Annotated in this window: 19 protein-coding genes; 13 read left to right on the forward strand and 6 right to left on the reverse strand. The window is 70.5% G+C overall.

Translation table 11 applies throughout. The features are described 5' to 3' along the window. Window positions 1-101: 101 nt before the first annotated feature. Window positions 102-1,220 (reverse strand): tRNA 2-thiouridine(34) synthase MnmA, encoded by a 1,119-nt coding sequence (gene mnmA / locus ACY0MJ_RS18665; RefSeq protein ID WP_462640044.1) that lies wholly within the window; start codon window positions 1,218-1,220, stop codon window positions 102-104. 32 nt (window positions 1,221-1,252) lie between these two features. Between mnmA and ACY0MJ_RS18670 the strand changes: the two genes are divergently transcribed. Beyond that, a complete protein-coding gene (locus tag ACY0MJ_RS18670) occupies window positions 1,253-2,602 on the forward strand; it encodes a hypothetical protein (protein ID WP_462640045.1) in 1,350 nt (449 codons plus the stop codon). Between the two features lie 2 nt (window positions 2,603-2,604). Here the strand turns inward: ACY0MJ_RS18670 and ACY0MJ_RS18675 are convergent, their stop codons facing one another. Then, the gene (locus ACY0MJ_RS18675; protein WP_462640046.1) at window positions 2,605-3,126 is read right to left on the reverse strand and encodes an NUDIX hydrolase; all 522 of its coding nucleotides are present in this window, start codon (window positions 3,124-3,126) and stop codon (window positions 2,605-2,607) included. Between the two features lie 55 nt (window positions 3,127-3,181). Here ACY0MJ_RS18675 and ACY0MJ_RS18680 point away from each other — a divergent pair, with 55 nt between their 5' ends. Genes ACY0MJ_RS18680 through ACY0MJ_RS18695 form a run of 4 tightly spaced genes read left to right on the forward strand, consistent with a single transcriptional unit; the run spans window position 3,182 to window position 5,328 of the window. Continuing rightward, complete coding sequence (locus tag ACY0MJ_RS18680; protein ID WP_462640047.1) at window positions 3,182-3,937, forward strand: MotA/TolQ/ExbB proton channel family protein; 756 nt, start codon at window positions 3,182-3,184, stop codon at window positions 3,935-3,937. Between the two features lie 2 nt (window positions 3,938-3,939). Further along, entirely contained in the window at window positions 3,940-4,362 is a 423-nt protein-coding gene (locus ACY0MJ_RS18685) for an ExbD/TolR family protein (RefSeq protein WP_462640048.1), read from the forward strand. Window positions 4,363-4,366: 4 nt separating this feature from the next. Beyond that, entirely contained in the window at window positions 4,367-4,789 is a 423-nt protein-coding gene (locus tag ACY0MJ_RS18690; RefSeq protein ID WP_462640049.1) for an ExbD/TolR family protein, read from the forward strand. Further along, window positions 4,786-5,328, forward strand: coding sequence for a diguanylate cyclase (locus tag ACY0MJ_RS18695; protein ID WP_462640050.1), 543 nt, complete (start codon window positions 4,786-4,788; stop codon window positions 5,326-5,328). The genes ACY0MJ_RS18690 and ACY0MJ_RS18695 overlap by 4 nt, the downstream gene beginning before the upstream one ends. On the opposite strand, the gene ACY0MJ_RS18700 is transcribed toward ACY0MJ_RS18695, so the two are convergent. Then, window positions 5,329-6,051 carry a hypothetical protein gene (locus ACY0MJ_RS18700; protein WP_462640051.1) on the reverse strand — a complete coding sequence of 241 codons (723 nt, stop codon included), beginning with the start codon at window positions 6,049-6,051 and terminating at the stop codon, window positions 5,329-5,331. Between the two features lie 65 nt (window positions 6,052-6,116). Beyond that, window positions 6,117-7,229, reverse strand: coding sequence for a metallophosphoesterase (locus ACY0MJ_RS18705; protein ID WP_462640052.1), 1,113 nt, complete (start codon window positions 7,227-7,229; stop codon window positions 6,117-6,119). A gap of 124 nt (window positions 7,230-7,353) precedes the next feature. Here ACY0MJ_RS18705 and ACY0MJ_RS18710 point away from each other — a divergent pair, with 124 nt between their 5' ends. The 5 genes from ACY0MJ_RS18710 to ACY0MJ_RS18730 are packed head-to-tail and all read left to right on the forward strand — an operon-like array spanning window position 7,354 to window position 12,652. After that, entirely contained in the window at window positions 7,354-8,469 is a 1,116-nt protein-coding gene (locus tag ACY0MJ_RS18710; protein WP_462640053.1) for a Re/Si-specific NAD(P)(+) transhydrogenase subunit alpha, read from the forward strand. After that, window positions 8,469-8,777, forward strand: a complete 309-nt coding sequence (locus tag ACY0MJ_RS18715; protein WP_462640054.1) for a proton-translocating transhydrogenase family protein — start codon at window positions 8,469-8,471, stop codon at window positions 8,775-8,777. The genes ACY0MJ_RS18710 and ACY0MJ_RS18715 overlap by 1 nt, the downstream gene beginning before the upstream one ends. Further along, the gene (locus ACY0MJ_RS18720) at window positions 8,774-10,201 is read left to right on the forward strand and encodes an NAD(P)(+) transhydrogenase (Re/Si-specific) subunit beta (protein ID WP_462640055.1); all 1,428 of its coding nucleotides are present in this window, start codon (window positions 8,774-8,776) and stop codon (window positions 10,199-10,201) included. The genes ACY0MJ_RS18715 and ACY0MJ_RS18720 overlap by 4 nt, the downstream gene beginning before the upstream one ends. A 14-nt stretch (window positions 10,202-10,215) precedes the next feature. Next, complete coding sequence (locus ACY0MJ_RS18725) at window positions 10,216-11,892, forward strand: long-chain-fatty-acid--CoA ligase (protein WP_462640056.1); 1,677 nt, start codon at window positions 10,216-10,218, stop codon at window positions 11,890-11,892. 49 nt (window positions 11,893-11,941) lie between these two features. Further along, on the forward strand, window positions 11,942-12,652 hold the full coding sequence (locus ACY0MJ_RS18730) for a 5'-methylthioadenosine/adenosylhomocysteine nucleosidase (RefSeq protein WP_462640057.1): 711 nt from the start codon (window positions 11,942-11,944) through the stop codon (window positions 12,650-12,652). On the opposite strand, the gene corA is transcribed toward ACY0MJ_RS18730, so the two are convergent. Continuing rightward, on the reverse strand, window positions 12,627-13,616 hold the full coding sequence (corA, locus tag ACY0MJ_RS18735) for a magnesium/cobalt transporter CorA (RefSeq protein WP_462640058.1): 990 nt from the start codon (window positions 13,614-13,616) through the stop codon (window positions 12,627-12,629). The two genes, ACY0MJ_RS18730 and corA, sit on opposite strands and share 26 nt — an antisense overlap. A 141-nt stretch (window positions 13,617-13,757) precedes the next feature. Next, entirely contained in the window at window positions 13,758-14,957 is a 1,200-nt protein-coding gene (locus ACY0MJ_RS18740) for a patatin-like phospholipase family protein (RefSeq protein WP_462640059.1), read from the reverse strand. Window positions 14,958-15,102: 145 nt separating this feature from the next. Between ACY0MJ_RS18740 and ACY0MJ_RS18745 the strand changes: the two genes are divergently transcribed. The 3 genes from ACY0MJ_RS18745 to hpf all read left to right on the forward strand — a co-directional run bounded on the left by ACY0MJ_RS18745 (window position 15,103) and on the right by hpf (window position 16,056). Continuing rightward, a complete protein-coding gene (locus ACY0MJ_RS18745) occupies window positions 15,103-15,294 on the forward strand; it encodes a hypothetical protein (RefSeq protein ID WP_462640060.1) in 192 nt (63 codons plus the stop codon). 16 nt (window positions 15,295-15,310) lie between these two features. Then, window positions 15,311-15,481, forward strand: a complete 171-nt coding sequence (locus ACY0MJ_RS18750; RefSeq protein ID WP_462640061.1) for a hypothetical protein — start codon at window positions 15,311-15,313, stop codon at window positions 15,479-15,481. Between the two features lie 245 nt (window positions 15,482-15,726). After that, entirely contained in the window at window positions 15,727-16,056 is a 330-nt protein-coding gene (gene hpf / locus ACY0MJ_RS18755; protein WP_462640062.1) for a ribosome hibernation-promoting factor, HPF/YfiA family, read from the forward strand. Window positions 16,057-16,097 lie beyond the last annotated feature (41 nt).

The following is a 16,097-nucleotide window of genomic DNA, read 5'->3' on the forward strand; positions in this document are numbered from 1 at the left end:
CCCCCCCCGACGCTCTTCCGGTCTGTCGTCCGATCTGTCGGCCGTTCTGTACGACGGCGAGGTGTGCCTGGGCTGGCGGTGAGCGCAGCGAACCCCAGCTTTCAAGCCGACACGGCCTCCAAGGCCGACGCGATCACCCCGCCGCCCAGGCACACCTCGCCGTCGTACAGAACGGCCGACTGGCCCGGGGTCACCGCCCACTGCGGTTCGTCGAACGCGAGGCGCATGCCTTCTTGCGTGGCCTCCAGCGTGCACGGCGCGTCCGCCTGCCGGTAGCGCGTCTTCGCCGCATACGCTCCCGGCGCCGGCGGCGTGCCGGCGATCCAGCTCAGGTCGTCGGCCTCCAGCGCAGACGACAGCAGCCAGGGATGGTCGTGGCCCTGCACGACCCACAGCGTGTTGTGCTCCAGGTCCTTGCGCGCGACGAACCACGGCGCATGTTCGCCGCCGCCGCGCTGCGCGCCCTTCTCCTTGACGCCGCCGATGCCCAGGCCCTGGCGCTGGCCCAGGGTGTAGAAGGACAGGCCCTGGTGCCTGCCGATCACGCGGCCGCGCGGGTCCTTGATCGGCCCGGGCTCCTTGCGGATGTAGCGGTTGAGGAATTCGCGGAAGGGCCGCTCGCCGATGAAGCAGATGCCCGTCGAATCCTTCTTGCGCGCGTTGGGCAGGCCGATCTCCTCGGCCAGGCGCCGCACCTCGGTCTTGCGCAGCTCGCCCACCGGGAACAGCGTCTTCGCGAGCTGCGCCTGGTTCAGCCGGTGCAGGAAATAGCTCTGGTCCTTGCTGGCGTCCAGGCCCTTGAGCAGCTCGAAGCGGCCGGCCCGCTCGCGCACGCGGGCGTAGTGGCCCGTCGCGATCTTCTCCGCGCCCAGGCGCATGGCGTGGTCCAGGAAGGCCTTGAACTTGATCTCGGCGTTGCACAGCACGTCGGGGTTGGGCGTGCGGCCCGCCTGGTACTCGCGCAGGAACTCGGCGAACACGCGGTCCTTGTATTCGGCGGCGAAGTTGACGTGCTCGATCTCGATGCCGATCACGTCGGCCACGGCGGCCGCGTCGACGAAGTCCTCGTTGGAGGAGCAGTACTCGCTGTCGTCGTCGTCTTCCCAGTTCTTCATGAAGATGCCGACGACCTCGTAGCCCTGCGCCTTGAGCAGGTGCGCGCTGACCGCGGAGTCCACGCCCCCGCTGAGACCGACGACGACACGCGGCTTGCGACCCATGTGTGCGATTATCCCAGCGCACCCTTGCCCCCATGCTCCAACGGCCCAACTCCGTGCCGCTGCCGCGGCAGCGCCTGTCGCCCGCCGGCGTGGCGGCGAGCGGGCTGCTGCACATCGCGCTGCTGTGGATGCTGCTGCAATACGCGCCGGTGCAGCAGGCCGTGCGCTACGTGGTGGCGCAGGCCATCCGTCCCGCGGCGCGGCCCCCGGCGGCGGCGCCGGCCAGCCGCGCGATCACGCTGCCGGCGCCGCCGGGCACGCCCGGCGACCCGCTGTCCGTCTTCAGCCAGCGGCCGCAGTCGAGCGTGCCCCTGCAGATCACCGACACGCTGCCCGACAGCCTGCGGCTGCGCAAGCCGCAGCCGCGGCGGCAGCGGCGCGAAACGCCGAAGGCGGACGCTGCCCCGGCGCCGCGCCTGCGCATGGACACGGAGCTGAACCTGCCGCAGCCGGAAGTGCAGCCCGCGCCGCCCAGGCCGGAACCGGAAACGGAGCCGGTGCGGCCGCTGCCGGTGCCCGTGCCGGAGACCGTTCCTGTGCCGGTGCCGCCGCCGCCCGAGCCCGTTCCTGTCCCGCCGCAGCCGGTCCCGGTGCCGGAGCCGTCTCCGCTGCCGCCGGTGCCCGCTCCGGAGCCGGTCCCCGTGCCGGCACCTCCGCCGGTGCTCGCCGCTCCGGCTCCCGCGCCGGAGCCGGCACCGGTGCCGCCGCCACCCGTTCCGATCGAGCCGGTGCCGCCGCCACCCATTCCCGTCGAGCCGGTGGCACCGCCCCCGGTTCCGATCGAACCGCCGCCGGTGCCCGCGCCTGCGCCCGTGCCGCTGCCCGTCGCGCCCGCGCCGGAGCCTTTGCCGGCGCCCGTTCCGCCGCACCCCGTGCCCGTCCCGGCGCCGGCCCCCGTGCCCGCGCCGGTTCCCGCGCCGCCAGCGCCGGTGCCGCCCGTGGCGAGCCCGCCCGCGCCCGCCGTGCCCGCCCCGGCGCCGCGCAGTGAAGCGCCCGTCCTCACCGTCCCCGTCACGCCTGGAGCACCGCAGGCGGGCTCCGTTACGCCGGGGCCGGCGCCCGGGCCCGGCTGGGGCGCACCCGGTGTCGCGCCGCCTGCCGTCGCGCGTCCGCCGGCGCTGCCGCCCGCTCCGTTGATCCTGCCGCCATCACCGCTGCCTTCGCTGCAGGGGCCCTACCGGACACCGCCGCGGCGCAGCCTGGCCGACATGGCCAACGAGCAGCTGCGGCGCGGGCAGGCGCGCGACAGGCTGGCGGAAGGGATGGAGGGCGCCGCGCGCGAGGATTGCCTGCGCGGAGAGCGGCAGGACGGGCCGGTGACGGGCTTGTTGAACGCGCCGTCGGTGGTGGGGCGTGCGCTTTCCGGGAATTGCCCGAAGTAGGGCTACTTGCCTTCGCCGTCGCCCAGCATGGGATCGCGTTCGCGGCCGGGGCCACGGATGCTCGGGTCGGAGTACACGGCCGACATCGGCAGCCGCACGCCGGCCAGGTAGTCCTCCAGGCAGCGCAGCACCAGCGGACTGCGGTGGCGGTCGGCCGTCGCGCGCAGTTCCTCCGGTGTCATCCACAGCGTGCGCACGATGCCGTGGTCCAGCGGGCGCCCCGGCTCCTCCTGGCCCACTTCGCCGGTGAAGGCGAAGCGCAGGTAGGTGATGTCCTCGCCCGTGGTGGCGCGCTGGAAGCGCGAGATGTAGACGCCCAGCAGGTGCGTGGGCCGGAAGTGCCAGGCGGTTTCCTCCAGCGCCTCGCGCGCGCAGCCCTCGGCCGGCGTCTCGCCGGGCTCCAGGTGGCCGGCCGGATTGTTGATCCGCAGGCCTTCGGTGGTTTCCTCCTCGATCATGAGGAAGCGGCCGTCGCGCTCGATCACGGCGGCCACGGTGACGCTCGGTCGCCAACGCTTGTCCATGGCGCATTATGTTGGTTGTGCGCACAATCGTGGCCTCCGCGACCCCGCCACGCCAATGCACCGCACCGCCACCGCCTTGCTGCTCGCCCTCGTCGCGCTGTCCGCGGCGGCCCAGTCCGGCCTCCCCGCGATCCAGGCGCCGCCCGCCGCCGCCAATCCTTACGGGCTCGGCGCGCTGTGGGCGCAGGGCGACCTGGTGTCGCGCGCGACGATCCTGGTCCTGGTGCTGATGTCGCTCGCGAGCTGGTACGTGCTGGTGGCCAAGCTGGTGGCGCAATCGCGCCTGGGCGGGCAGGGCCGCGCGGCGAACGCGAGCTTCTGGCGCGCCGACACCGTGCGGCAGGGCGCCGAGGCGCTGCAGCCGGGCAGCCCCTTCCGCTTCATCGCGGAATCGGCGCTGGAGGCCACGCGCAAGCACGACGGTCTGATCGGCAAGGTGGACCTCAACACCTGGGTCGCGCAGAGCATCGAACGCGCGGTGGGCACCGTGCACAGCCGCACGCAGGAGGGCCTGGCGGTGCTGGCCACCGTGGGGTCGACCGCGCCCTTCGTCGGCCTGTTCGGCACGGTCTGGGGCATCTACAACGCGCTGGTGCGCATCGGCGCCTCGGGCGCGGCGTCGATCGACAAGGTGGCCGGCCCCGTGGGCGAGGCGCTGATCATGACGGCGCTCGGCCTCGCCGTCGCCGTGCCCGCGGTGCTCGGCTACAACTGGCTGGTCCGGCGCAACAAGGTCGCCATGGACACGGTGCGCGCCTTCGGCTCGGACCTGCACACGGTGCTGCTCGCCACCGGCGGCAAGGAAGCCTGAGCTTGGCGATCCGGTATCACGCGCCGCCGGAGGAGGATCCGCTGATCGCGCAGATCAACACCACGCCGCTCGTCGACGTGATGCTGGTGCTGCTGATCATCTTCCTGATCACCATCCCGGTGGTGAACAGCTCCATCGCCGTGACGCTGCCGCGCGAGCAGAACCAGCAGCGCGACGCGCAGCAGGAGAACGTGATCGTCACGGTGGACGCGCAAGGCACGACCTGGTGGTTCGAGACGAAGTTGCCGGACCCTTCCGCGCTCACCGAACTGCTGACCCAGCTCGCGGCCATGCAGCCGCAGCCGGAGCTGCACATCCGCGGCGACGTGCGCGCGGACTACGAGGCCGTCGGCCGCGTCGTGCTGGCGGCGCAGCAGGCCGGTATCGCCCGCATCGGCTTCCTCACCGAACCGCCCCCGCGCTGAAGCCATGCACATCCGCGCCGGCAGCGAGCCCGATCCCGAACCGCTGGTGGACATCAACACCACGCCGCTGGTGGACGTGCTGCTGGTCCTGCTGGTGATGCTGATCATCACGATCCCGATCCAGCTGAACGCCGTGAGCCTGGAGATGCCGGGACGCAACGCGCCGCGACCGCCCGAGCCGCCACCGATCGTGCAGCTGGAAGTGGATGCCGCCGGGCGCTTCCTGTGGAACGGCGAGCCGCTCGCCGACCGCGCCGCGCTGGAGCGCAAGCTGCACGAGGCGGCGCGGCAGGCGCAGCAGCCGGAGATCCACGTCCGCCCGGACCGCCATGCGAAGTACGCGGCGGTGGCCGCGGCCCTCACGAGCGCCCAGCGGGAAGGCCTGGTGAAGATCGGCATCGTCGGCATGGAGCAGTTCGCGCCATGAGCGCCGCAGACGCCGCCGAGGCCCTGCTGATGTACGCCGTGGTGCCGCTGTGGATCGCCGCCGGCCTGGCGGACTGGGCCTGCCACCGCCGCACGGCCATCGAGCGCACCAGCGGCTGGCCCGAGAACGTCTTCCACTGGATCCTGTTCGCCGAGGGCGGCGTGGTGCTGGTCGCCGCCGCCTTCCTGGAGGTCACGGCCGGCGCGCTGCTGCTGGTGGCTGCGGCCTTCCTCGTGCACGAGGCCACCACCTGGATCGAGCTGCGCCACGTCGTGCCGCTGCGCGACGTGCGGCCGGCCGAGCAGATGGTGCACAGCTTCATGGAGGTCCTGCCGCTGGTGGTGCTGGCCTTGCTGGCCCTGATGGACTGGGAGCAGGCCCAGGCGCTCGCCGGTGCGGGCGCGGCCGACTTCGACCTCCGCGCGAGGGAGGTGCCGTGGCCCGCGGGCTACCTGCTCGCGGCCGGCGCCTCGGTGCTGGCCTTCAACGCGCTGCCGCTGGCGGAGGAGGGCGTGCGCTGCCTGCGCGCGCGCCGGTGATCAGGTCTCGTACTCGGGCGCGCCCTGCACCCACATGAAGGACTGCAGGTCGATCATGTCGCGCGCCTTGAAGCCCGGCTTGCGGTCCAGGTCGCGCCGCAGCACCGCCGCGAAGGTCAGCAGCTCCTGGTACAGCGGCCAGGACGGGCGCGGCTTGTAGTCCAGGGCGTAGCCGTACAGGTGGGCCGCCCGCCGGCTCGCGCGCGGCTTGATGAACAGGTGGCGGTCGGGCCGGGCGATGAAGCCGAACACCGTGGCCACCGGCCAGGTGAGCACGCGGCTCTTGCGCTGGGGCAGGTCGGCGAGCGCCTCGATCCAGTCGTTGAAGCGGCGCTGCGGCGAACCGTGGCCGTAGAGGAAGGCGTAGAGCTCGGTGGCGAACAGCCGGGCGCCGGCCGGCGACTTCACCGCGTCGCGCAAGGCCATGCGCTCGAACGAGAACAGCAGGTTGGAGCGCGACTCGATGCGCACCGCGGCGTCCGCGATGGCGCGGAACTCGCCGCGCGCCAGCAGCTTGCGGAAGGCGGCGGGGCCCAGTTCGGCCTCCCACTCGAGGTGGGCGCGCTCCTTGTGCGAGCGCTCGGCCACGAGGTAGGTCTCGTCCTCGAAGCCATCGGGATAGAACAGTTCGAACTTGCGGCGGCACAGGGCCGCACCGAGGTAGACGACGTTGGAGGCGCCGGCGCCGGTGAGGGGAAACGGGAGGAAAGCAGCACGTGCCATGAAGCCAGTGTTCGGTAGGCCCGTAGCTCAGCCACGTCGGACGGCGCCTCGCCGGCCTGTAGGACTCAGGCGGACGGCGCCAGGCGCAACTCGGCAATTTCGGATGGTGCACCGAGGCGCTTGGGCGGACCCCAGTAGCCGGTCCCACGGCTGACGTAGATCCACAGCCTGCCCAGCTTGTGCAGCCCGGCCGTGTAGGGCTGCTGCAGCGGGACGAACCAGGTCCAGGGCAGGAACTGGCCGCCGTGCGTGTGGCCCGAGAGCTGCAGGTCGAAGCCCGCCTGCGCCGCCGCGGGCGCGGTGCGCGGCTGGTGCGCGAGCAGGATGCGCGGCGCACCCCCGGGTGCGCCGCGCAGCGCCGCGGCCGGATCGCTCGCATGGCGCGCATCGAAATGGCCGCCGCCGTAGTCCGGCACGCCCGCCAGCACCAGCGCGGCGCCGCCGTGCCGCAGCACCACGTGCTCGTTGTGCAGCACGCGCACGCCCAGCCGCCGCAGTTCGGCCATCCAGCCGTCCACGCCCGAGTAGTACTCGTGGTTGCCGGTCACGAAGAAGCTGCCGTGGCGCGAACGCAGCTGCGCCAGCGGCGCGACGTGCCCGCGCAGTTCGGCGACCGAGCCGTCGACCAGGTCGCCGGTGATGGCCACGACGTCCGGCTCCAGCGCGTTCACCCGGTCCACGATGGCCTGCAGGTAGGCCTGCTTGATCGTGGGCCCCACGTGGATGTCGCTGATCTGGACGATGCGGAAGCCCGCGAGCGCGGGCGCGAGCCCCGGAAGCGGCACCTCCACGCGCTTCACGCGGGCCGGCCGGCGCGCGTTGAAGAAGCCGATGGCGGTGAAGGCGAGCGCCAGCAGGACCACGGCCGCGGCGCTGTCTTCGCGCAGGTCCGGCCCGCCCGCGAGGGCGAGGGCGAGCAGCAGCAGGTCGCGCAGCGCCGTCAGCACCAGCAGCGAGGAGAACAGGCCCAGGCACAGCATGCCGGCCCAGGTCAGCCGGTCGGACGCCGGGCCGCGCAGCATGCGCCGCGCGAGCAGGCCGGCCGGGACCAGCCCCGCCGAGGCGAGCAGCAGCAGGGCCAGCGCGATCGCCGCGGGCCCGGGCAGCACCGGCACGAGCCGCGCCCCGATGTACAGGTGCAGGGCCGCCGAGAAGGCGACCAGGGTGGTGAAGGACATGGGACTCGTTGCTCCTGGCGTTGGAGTGTTTTGCCCCCGCGGGCCGGCGGAGCTCAGCAGGCTTTCATGTAAGCTCGGGTCAGGATAACGACAAGCGGCAGCCCGGGGGCTGCGAGGAGAAAGCATGCTGATTGGTGTGCCCGCCGAAACCGCGGCGGGCGAAACCCGTGTGGCCGTCACGCCCGAGACGGCGAAGAAACTCAAGGCGCAGGGGCACGTGGTGCGCGTCGCCTCCGGCGCGGGCCTCGCGGCCAGCGCCACCGACGAGGCCTACCAGGCCGCCGGCGCGGAGATCACCGACCAGGTCGGCGCGCTCGGCTGCGAGCTGGTGCTCAAGGTGCGGCCGCCGCAGGACAACGAGCTGGCCGCGCTGAAGCCGGGCGCCGTCGTGGTGGGGATGCTCAATCCCTTCGACGCCGCCGGCCTGCAGCGCCTGGCCGCCGCCAACGTCACGGGCTTCGCGCTCGAGGCGGCCCCGCGCACGACGCGCGCGCAGAGCATGGACGTGCTGAGTTCGCAGGCCAACATCGCCGGCTACAAGGCCGTGATGATCGCGGCCAACGCGTACCAGCGCTTCTTCCCGATGCTGATGACGGCCGCCGGCACGGTGAAGGCCGCGCGCGTGGTGATCCTGGGCGTCGGCGTGGCCGGCCTGCAGGCCATCGCCACGGCCAAGCGCCTGGGCGCCGTGATCGAGGCCTCTGACGTGCGCCCCAGCGTGAAGGAGCAGGTCGAGTCGCTCGGCGCGAAGTTCATCGACGTGCCCTACGAGACGCAGGAAGAGAAGGAAGCGGCCGAGGGCGTGGGCGGCTACGCCCGCCCCATGCCGCAAAGCTGGCTCGACCGCCAGAAGGCCGAAGTGGCCAAGCGCGTGGCGCAGGCCGACGTGGTGATCACCACGGCGCTGATCCCCGGCCGCCCGGCCCCGGTGCTCGTCACCGAGGAGATGGTGCGTTCCATGAAGCCGGGCTCGGTGATCGTGGACCTGGCGGCGCCGCAGGGCGGCAACTGCCCGCTGACCGAGCCGGGCCGCACGGTGGCGAAGCACGGCGTGACGATCGTCGGCGAGACCAACCTGCCGGCCATGGTCGGCGCCGACGCGTCCGCGCTCTACGCGCGCAACGTGCTCGACTTCCTCAAGCTCATCCTGCCCAAGGAAGGCGGCCTGAAGATCGACATGGAAGACGACATCGTCGCGGCCTGCCTGGTCACGCGCGACGGCGAGGTGCGGAGGAAGTAATGGAAGTCAGTCATACCGTCATCAACCTGATCATCTTCGTGCTGGCCATCTACGTCGGCTACCACGTGGTGTGGAACGTCACGCCCGCGCTGCACACGCCGCTGATGGCCGTGACCAACGCGATCTCGGCCATCGTGATCGTCGGCGCGATGCTCGCCGCCGCCCAGACCGACACCTGGGCCGGGCGCATCATGGGCATCCTGGCCGTGGCGCTCGCCGCGGTGAACATCTTCGGCGGCTTCCTGGTGACGCGCCGGATGCTGGAAATGTTCAAGAAGAAAGAGAAGAAGGCGGAGGCCCCCAAGTGAGCATGAATCTCGTCGCGCTGCTGTACCTGGTGGCGTCGGTCTGCTTCATCCAGGCGCTGAAGGGCCTGTCGCATCCCACCACCTCCATCCGCGGCAACGTGTTCGGCATGGTGGGCATGGCGATCGCCGTGCTGACCACGGCGGCGCTGATCGTGGAGCTGTCCGGCGGCAAGGCCGCCGGCATGGTGTGGGTGCTGCTGGGCCTGGTGGTCGGCGGCGGCTATGGCGCGTACCGCGCCAAGACCGTCGAGATGACCAAGATGCCGGAGCTGGTGGCCTTCTTCCACAGCATGATCGGCCTGGCGGCGGTGTTCATCGCGGTGGCCGCGGTGCTGGAGCCCTCGGCGCTGCTGCAGAACCTGCCGCACGGGGCGCCGATCCCGTCCGGCAACCGGCTGGAGCTGTTCCTGGGCGCGGCCATCGGCGCCATCACCTTCAGCGGCTCGGTGATCGCCTTCGGCAAGCTCTCGGGCACCTACAAGTTCCGTCTGTTCAAGGGCGCGCCCGTGGTGTTCCCGGGCCAGCACAAGCTGAACCTGGTGCTGGGGCTGGTCACGATCGCGCTGGGCCTGGTCTTCATGGCCACCGAGAGCTGGACCGCCTTCTTCGCGATGCTGGCGCTGGCCTTCGTGATGGGCGTGCTGATCATCATCCCGATCGGCGGCGCCGACATGCCGGTGGTGGTGTCGATGCTGAACAGCTATTCGGGCTGGGCGGCGGCCGGCATCGGCTTCTCGCTGAACAACCAGATGCTGATCATCGCCGGCTCGCTGGTGGGCAGCTCGGGCGCGATCCTGAGCTACATCATGTGCAAGGCGATGAACCGCTCCTTCTTCAACGTGATCCTGGGCGGCTTCGGCGGCGAGGGCGCGGTGGCGGGCGCCGGCGAGGCCGTGCAGCGCAGCGTGAAGAGCGGCAGCGCCGACGACGCGGCCTTCATCCTCGGCAACGCCGAGACGGTGGTGATCGTCCCCGGCTACGGCCTGGCGGTCGCGCGCGCGCAGCACGCCGTGAAGGAGCTGGCCGAGAAGCTCACGCACAAGGGCATCACGGTGAAGTACGCGATCCACCCGGTGGCCGGCCGCATGCCGGGCCACATGAACGTGCTGCTGGCCGAGGCCGAAGTGCCCTACGACCAGGTGTTCGAGATGGAGGACATCAACGGGGAGTTCGGCCAGGCCGACGTGGCCATCGTCCTGGGCGCCAACGACGTGGTGAACCCGGCGGCGCTGCAGAAGGGCACGCCCATCTACGGCATGCCGATCCTGGAGGCCTACAAGGCCAAGACCGTGATCGTGAACAAGCGCTCCATGGCCGCGGGCTACGCGGGCCTGGACAATGAGCTGTTCTACATGGACAAGACGATGATGGTCTTCGGCGACGCCAAGAAGGTCGTCGAGGACATGGTGAAGGCAGTCGAATAGACCAGGAGAGTCGCATGAACAACCGCCCGTGGCTCGCGGCCTACCCCGAGGGGGTGCCGGCCGACATCGATGCCGGCCAGTACGGCTCGCTCGTGCAGCTGATGGAGGAGAGCTTCCAGAAGCATGCCGCCCGCACCGCCTATGTCTTCATGGGCAAGGAGGTGAGCTACGGCGAGACGGACTCGCTCTCGCGGGCGTTCGCGGCCTACCTGCAGGGCCTGGGCCTGGCCAAGGGCGACCGGGTGGCGGTGATGATGCCCAACGTGCCGCAGTACCCGGTGGCCGTGGCGGCGATCCTGCGCGCCGGCTTCGTGCTGGTGAACGTCAACCCGCTGTACACGCCGCGCGAGCTGGAGCACCAGCTGAAGGACTCGGGCTCCAAGGCCATCGTCATCATCGAGAACTTCGCGAACACGCTGCAGCAGTGCATCGCGGCGACGCCGGTGCAGCACGTGGTGCTGGCCAGCATGGGCGACATGCTGGGCGGCCTGAAGGGCGCGCTGGTCAACTACGTGGTGCGCAAGGTGAAGAAGATGGTGCCGGCCTACAGCCTGCCGAACGCCGTCAGGTTCAACGACGCGATCGCGCGCGGCCAGCGCGGCACGCTGCGCAAGCCCGAGATCAAGGCCGAGGACGTCGCCGTGCTGCAGTACACCGGCGGCACCACGGGCGTGTCGAAGGGGGCCGTGCTGCTGCACAGGAACGTGATCGCCAACGTGCTGCAGTCCGAGGCCTGGAACCAGCCCGTGATGGGCAAGGTGCCGGCCAACGAGCAGCCCACGGGCGTGTGCGCGCTGCCGCTGTACCACATTTTCGCGTTCACGGTGGGCATGATGCTGTCGCTGCGCACCGGCGGGAAGCTGATCCTGATCCCGAACCCGCGCGACCTGCCGGCGGTGCTGAAGGAGCTGTCGAAGCACAAGTTCCATTCGTTCCCCGCGGTCAACACGCTGTTCAACGGGCTGGCGCACCACCCCGACTTCGACAAGGTGGACTGGAGCAACCTGAAGGTCTCCGTGGGCGGCGGCATGGCGGTGCAGGGCGCCGTGGCGAAGCTGTGGCTGCAGAAGACCGGCTGCCCGATCTGCGAGGGCTACGGCCTGTCGGAGACCTCGCCTTCGGCCAGCTGCAACCCGGTGACCAGCACCGAGTTCACCGGCACGATCGGCGTGCCGCTGCCTTCGACGTACATGAAGTGCATCGACGACGCCGGCAACGAGGTACCCGTCGGCCAGCCGGGCGAGATCGCGATCAAGGGCCCGCAGGTGATGGCGGGCTACTGGCAGCGGCCCGACGAGACGGCCAAGGTCATGACGGCCGACGGCTGGTTCAAGAGCGGCGACATCGGGACGATGGACGAGAAGGGCTACTTCAAGATCGTCGACCGCAAGAAGGACATGGTGCTGGTCTCGGGCTTCAACGTCTACCCGAACGAGGTGGAAGACGTCGTGATGCAGATGCCCGGCGTGGCCGAATGCGCCGTGGTGGGCGTGCCCGACGAGGGCACGGGCGAGGCGGTGAAGCTGGTGATCGTCAAGCGCGATCCGGCGCTGACGGAAGACAAGGTGCGCGAGTTCTGCCGCGCCAACCTCACCGGCTACAAGCGCCCGCGCGTGATCGAGTTCCGCACCGACCTGCCGAAGACGCCGGTGGGGAAGATCCTGCGGAGGGAGCTCCGCGACAGGGCCTGAACGCCCTGGGTCCCCGCCTCCGCGGGGATGACGGTGGGAGAATCCCCCCATGCGCACCGCCATCGTCTCCGCCATGCACCAGGAGCTCTCCGCGGTGCTGGCGCTGCTGCCGGACGAGCAGAAGCAGGTCGTGGCGGGCCGCGAGTTCTGGGTGGGGCACCTCCACGGCCAGGAAGTCGTGGCGGTGCTCTCGCGCATCGGCAAGGTGGCCGCGGCGACCACCGCCACGGTGCTCATCGAACGCTTCCGCGTGGACCGCATCGTCTTCACCGGCGTGGCCGGCGGGCTGGCGCGCGGCGTGAACCGCGGCGACGTGGTGGTGGCCGATGCCTTCCTGCAGCACGACCTGGACGCCTCGCCGATCTTCCCGCGCTACGAGGTGCCGCTGTACGGCACCGACCGCTTCGCCACCGACGACGCGCTGACGGAGCAGCTCGCCGAAGCCGTGCGCCGGGCGCTGCACGGCGCGCACCTGCACCGGGGACTGGTCGCGAGCGGGGACCGTTTCGTGTCGAGCGCGGCCGAGAGCCAGTCGCTGCAGCTGGCCGTGCCCGAGGCGCTGGCCGTCGAAATGGAAGGCGCCGCCTTCGCGCAGGTCTGCCGCGACTACGGCGTGCCGTTCGCGGCCGTGCGCACGATCTCCGACCGCGCCGACGACGAGGCGCACGGGGACTTCCTGAGCTTCATCGACGAGGTGGCGAGCCGGCACTCGGCCGCGATCGTCGAGGCTTTCCTCAACGCAACCACCCGCGCTTCCTGAAATACCACATCGGCCCCAACGCCGACAGCAGCATCAGCCCCAGCGCGAACGGGTAGCCCGCCGTCCAGTCCAGCTCGGGCATCGCGCGGAAGTTCATGCCGTAGATGCTCGCGATCAGCGTCGGCGGCAGCAGCGCCACGCTCGCCACCGAGAAGATCTTGATGATCTTGTTCTGGTTGATGTTGATGAAGCCGACGGTGGCGTCCATCAGGAAGTTGATCTTGTCGAACAGGAAGGCCGTGTGGTTGTCCAGCGACTCGATGTCGCGCAGGATCTGCCGCGCCTCCTCGAACTGCTCGGCGCTCAGCATGCGGCTGCGCATCATGAAGCTCACGGCGCGCCGCGTGTCCATCACGTTGCGGCGGATGCGCCCGTTCAGGTCCTCCTGGCGCGCGATCGCCTCCAGCGCCTCGCCGGCCAGCGTGTCCGTCACCTCGCCGGAGAGCACCTGCTTGCTGACCTTCTCCAGCTCGTCGTAGATGCCTTCCAGCGTGTCGGCGGAGTATTCGGCGTCGCCGTCGAAGAGGGCCAGCAGCACTTCCTTCGCGTCCTCGATCAGGCCGGGCGCGCGGCGCGCGCGCAGGCGCAGCAGCCGGAACACGGGGACGTCCTCGTCGTGGATGGAGAAGAGCACGCCGTGGCTCTTCAGCGAGGTGTTCATCAGGTTGAGGATGAAGGCCACGCGCACGGCCCGCGGCTCGTCGCCGCCGCCCGCCATCAGGAAGTCGCTGCGGATGTGCAGGTCGCCGTTGTCTTCCTCGTAGAAGCGCGCCGATTCCTCGATGTCCTCGTCCATCGCGTCTTCCGGGATCGACAGGCCGTAGTACTGCTTGACCCAGCGCTTCTCTTCCAGCGTGGGCGCCTCGAGGTCGACCCAGATGGGCTGGAAGCGGGAAAGCTCTTCCAGCGACTCGATCTCTTCCTGGAAGAGGCGGCCGTTGGCGAGCGTGAAGATGTTGAGCATGCTGCTCGGACTCCAAGGATTCGGACAGGGGCTGAAGGTTGTGCAGCTCTCCGAATAATTGGAATCTGACCCCAATTAGTCGGAAAGCCGGGGACTAGGGTCGGGTTCCACGCGGCGCGCTCCGTGCAAAAGGATGGGCGATTATGCCGCGCCGGCACCGAGGAAGGCGAGCAGCTCGGCCTTGTGCGCGTAGGCGTCGCGTTCGCCCAGCGTCACCAGGGCCTGGACGAAGGCCGGCTCGAACAGCAGGTAGCTGGCCAGCCCGGCGCCGCCGTTGCGCATGGCGCCCAGGCCACCGAGGGCGCGGCGCACGCCGGAGGGCAGCAGGCGCAGGTGCGCGCGGGCCACGCCGTCCAGGGATTCGCTGGGCTGCAGCGCGAGCACGTCGACGGGGTGGTAGGGCAGCACGGCCCGGATCTCGTGCGGCAGCTCGTTGAGCGTGCGCGCGAGCCGCTGGGTCTGCTCCACGTCGGCCTGCAGCGTGTCGTGGAAGACGCTCGCCATGGCATGCGCCGCGATGCCGCCCAGGCCAGGCGCGCCGTTGGGGGTGGCGCCCAGCGCGGCGCGTTCCGGCTGGCCGACGCCGATCACCAGCACCTGGTGCGCGCCGAGGTGGATCGCCGGCGACAGCGGCGAGACCTGGCGCATGGAGCCGTCGCCGAAGAACTCCCGGCGGCCGTCCACCCACAGCGGCGTCGCCGGGAACAGGAAGGGGATGGCGCTGGAAGCCATCAGGTGCTCGATCGTGAGCGGCTGGAATTCGGCGCGCCGGCCCGGGCGGTTCCAGGGCCGGCGGTGCGCGTCGTCGGCGGTATGGCAGAACGTCCAGTGGGTGCCGCTCGTGTAGCTGGAGGCCGTCACCGCGACGACGTCCAGCGCGCCGGCCTGCAGCGAGGCGTCGATGCCGGCCAGGGAGATGCGGCGGTGCAGCGTGTCCACCAGCGGCATCGTGTCCAGCACCGCGCCACGGCGGCGTGCGTGCCCCCAGAGCTTGGCGGCCGCGAGCAGCCGGCTGAAGCGCACCCACAGCGGGGCCTCCAGGCGGTAGACGTCCTCGCAGTGCAGGCCGGACCAGAAGCCGCGCAGCTCCTCGAAGGCGGCGAGCCCGCGGCTGGCGGCGCTCGCCAGGTAGGCGGCGTTGAGCGCGCCGGCCGAGGTGCCCACGACCACCTGGAAGGGGAAGGTCTCGGCGCCGGCGGGATGCAGCCTCAGCATCGTCGCCAGCGCGCCCAGCACGCCCACCTGGTAGGCGCTACGGGCGCCTCCACCCATCAGGACCAGGGCGCGCACGGGGCGCGCGGGCTTCACCAGCCCCTCGTGGATGACGGTTTCAAGGCTCATGCGGGAAAACGCGCAGTACTGCAGAGGCGCAGGACAAATCCTACACGGCTGGGCCAGAACGTCCGACAGCACGGCTCAGGAGGCCCCCCTACATTGACTTCATCGCCCCGGACCACGGTCCGGCAGTACCTGCAAAGGAGCCGAGATGATCCAGCTAGCGACCGATCCGCATGCCAGCCGCTCGAACTGGCGTCCCGCCGCGGCCGACGCGAAGGACCAGCCCGCGTCCGCGCGCCGCAGCCGCAACGGCCATGCGTGGCCGTTCATCAGCCGCCACGTGGAACGCGTCTCGACCCCGCAGGAAACCAAGCGCGCGCCCGCCGACAGCGGCAGCTGAGCGCAAGGAGGTCACCATGTACAGGGAACCCAAGTCCACCAACCGCTACAACGACACGCCGCGCGACAAGCCGCAAGCCGATCGCGTGGAGCATGCCAATCTCGAGCGGCCCGGTGCGCAGCCGCATCCCAAGTGCGCTTCCGCCTGGAACCGCATGGACGCCGCGGCGCTGTGGCGCATGCGCTGAGCGACGAGCACACCACGCAGGGCGGCGCGCCCGCCTGCGAGCACGAATGCGGCCCTGCGGGGCCGTTTCGTTTTCGTGCCCGCGCAAGCCGCGCTGCGCGACGATGAATTCGCGCCTGAGCATTGAGGGATATCAATGGACTTTTGCGGAGGCGGGCGGCATAGTGGTCCGCATCCATCGAGAGAGTTCCAGTTCCTTCCCGCGCCGCAACGGCGCCGTCTCAACCGAGTGCAACAGGAGGCTCCATGAACCTGACGATCAGCGGTCACCATCTCGAAGTCACCCCGGCCCTGCGCAACTACGTGACCACCAAGCTCGATCGAATCACCCGCCACTTTGACCAGGTCGTGGACATCAAGGTACTGCTCACCGTCGTCAAGCAGAAGGAGAAGGAACGAAGGCAACGCGCCGAATGCAAGATCCACGTGAAGGGCAGCGAGATGTTCGCCGAGAGCGCCCACCACGATCTCTATGCGGCCCTGGACGAACTGGTCGACAAGCTCGATCGCCAGGTCGGGCGGCACAAGACCCGCATGCAGGACCACCACTGCGACGCGCCCAAACGCGTCATGTAAAGGTGAAAACAAGGCCCCGGGCGGGGCCTTGTCCTTTTTGT

The organism is Ramlibacter sp. bp-362 (assembly GCF_054956735.1).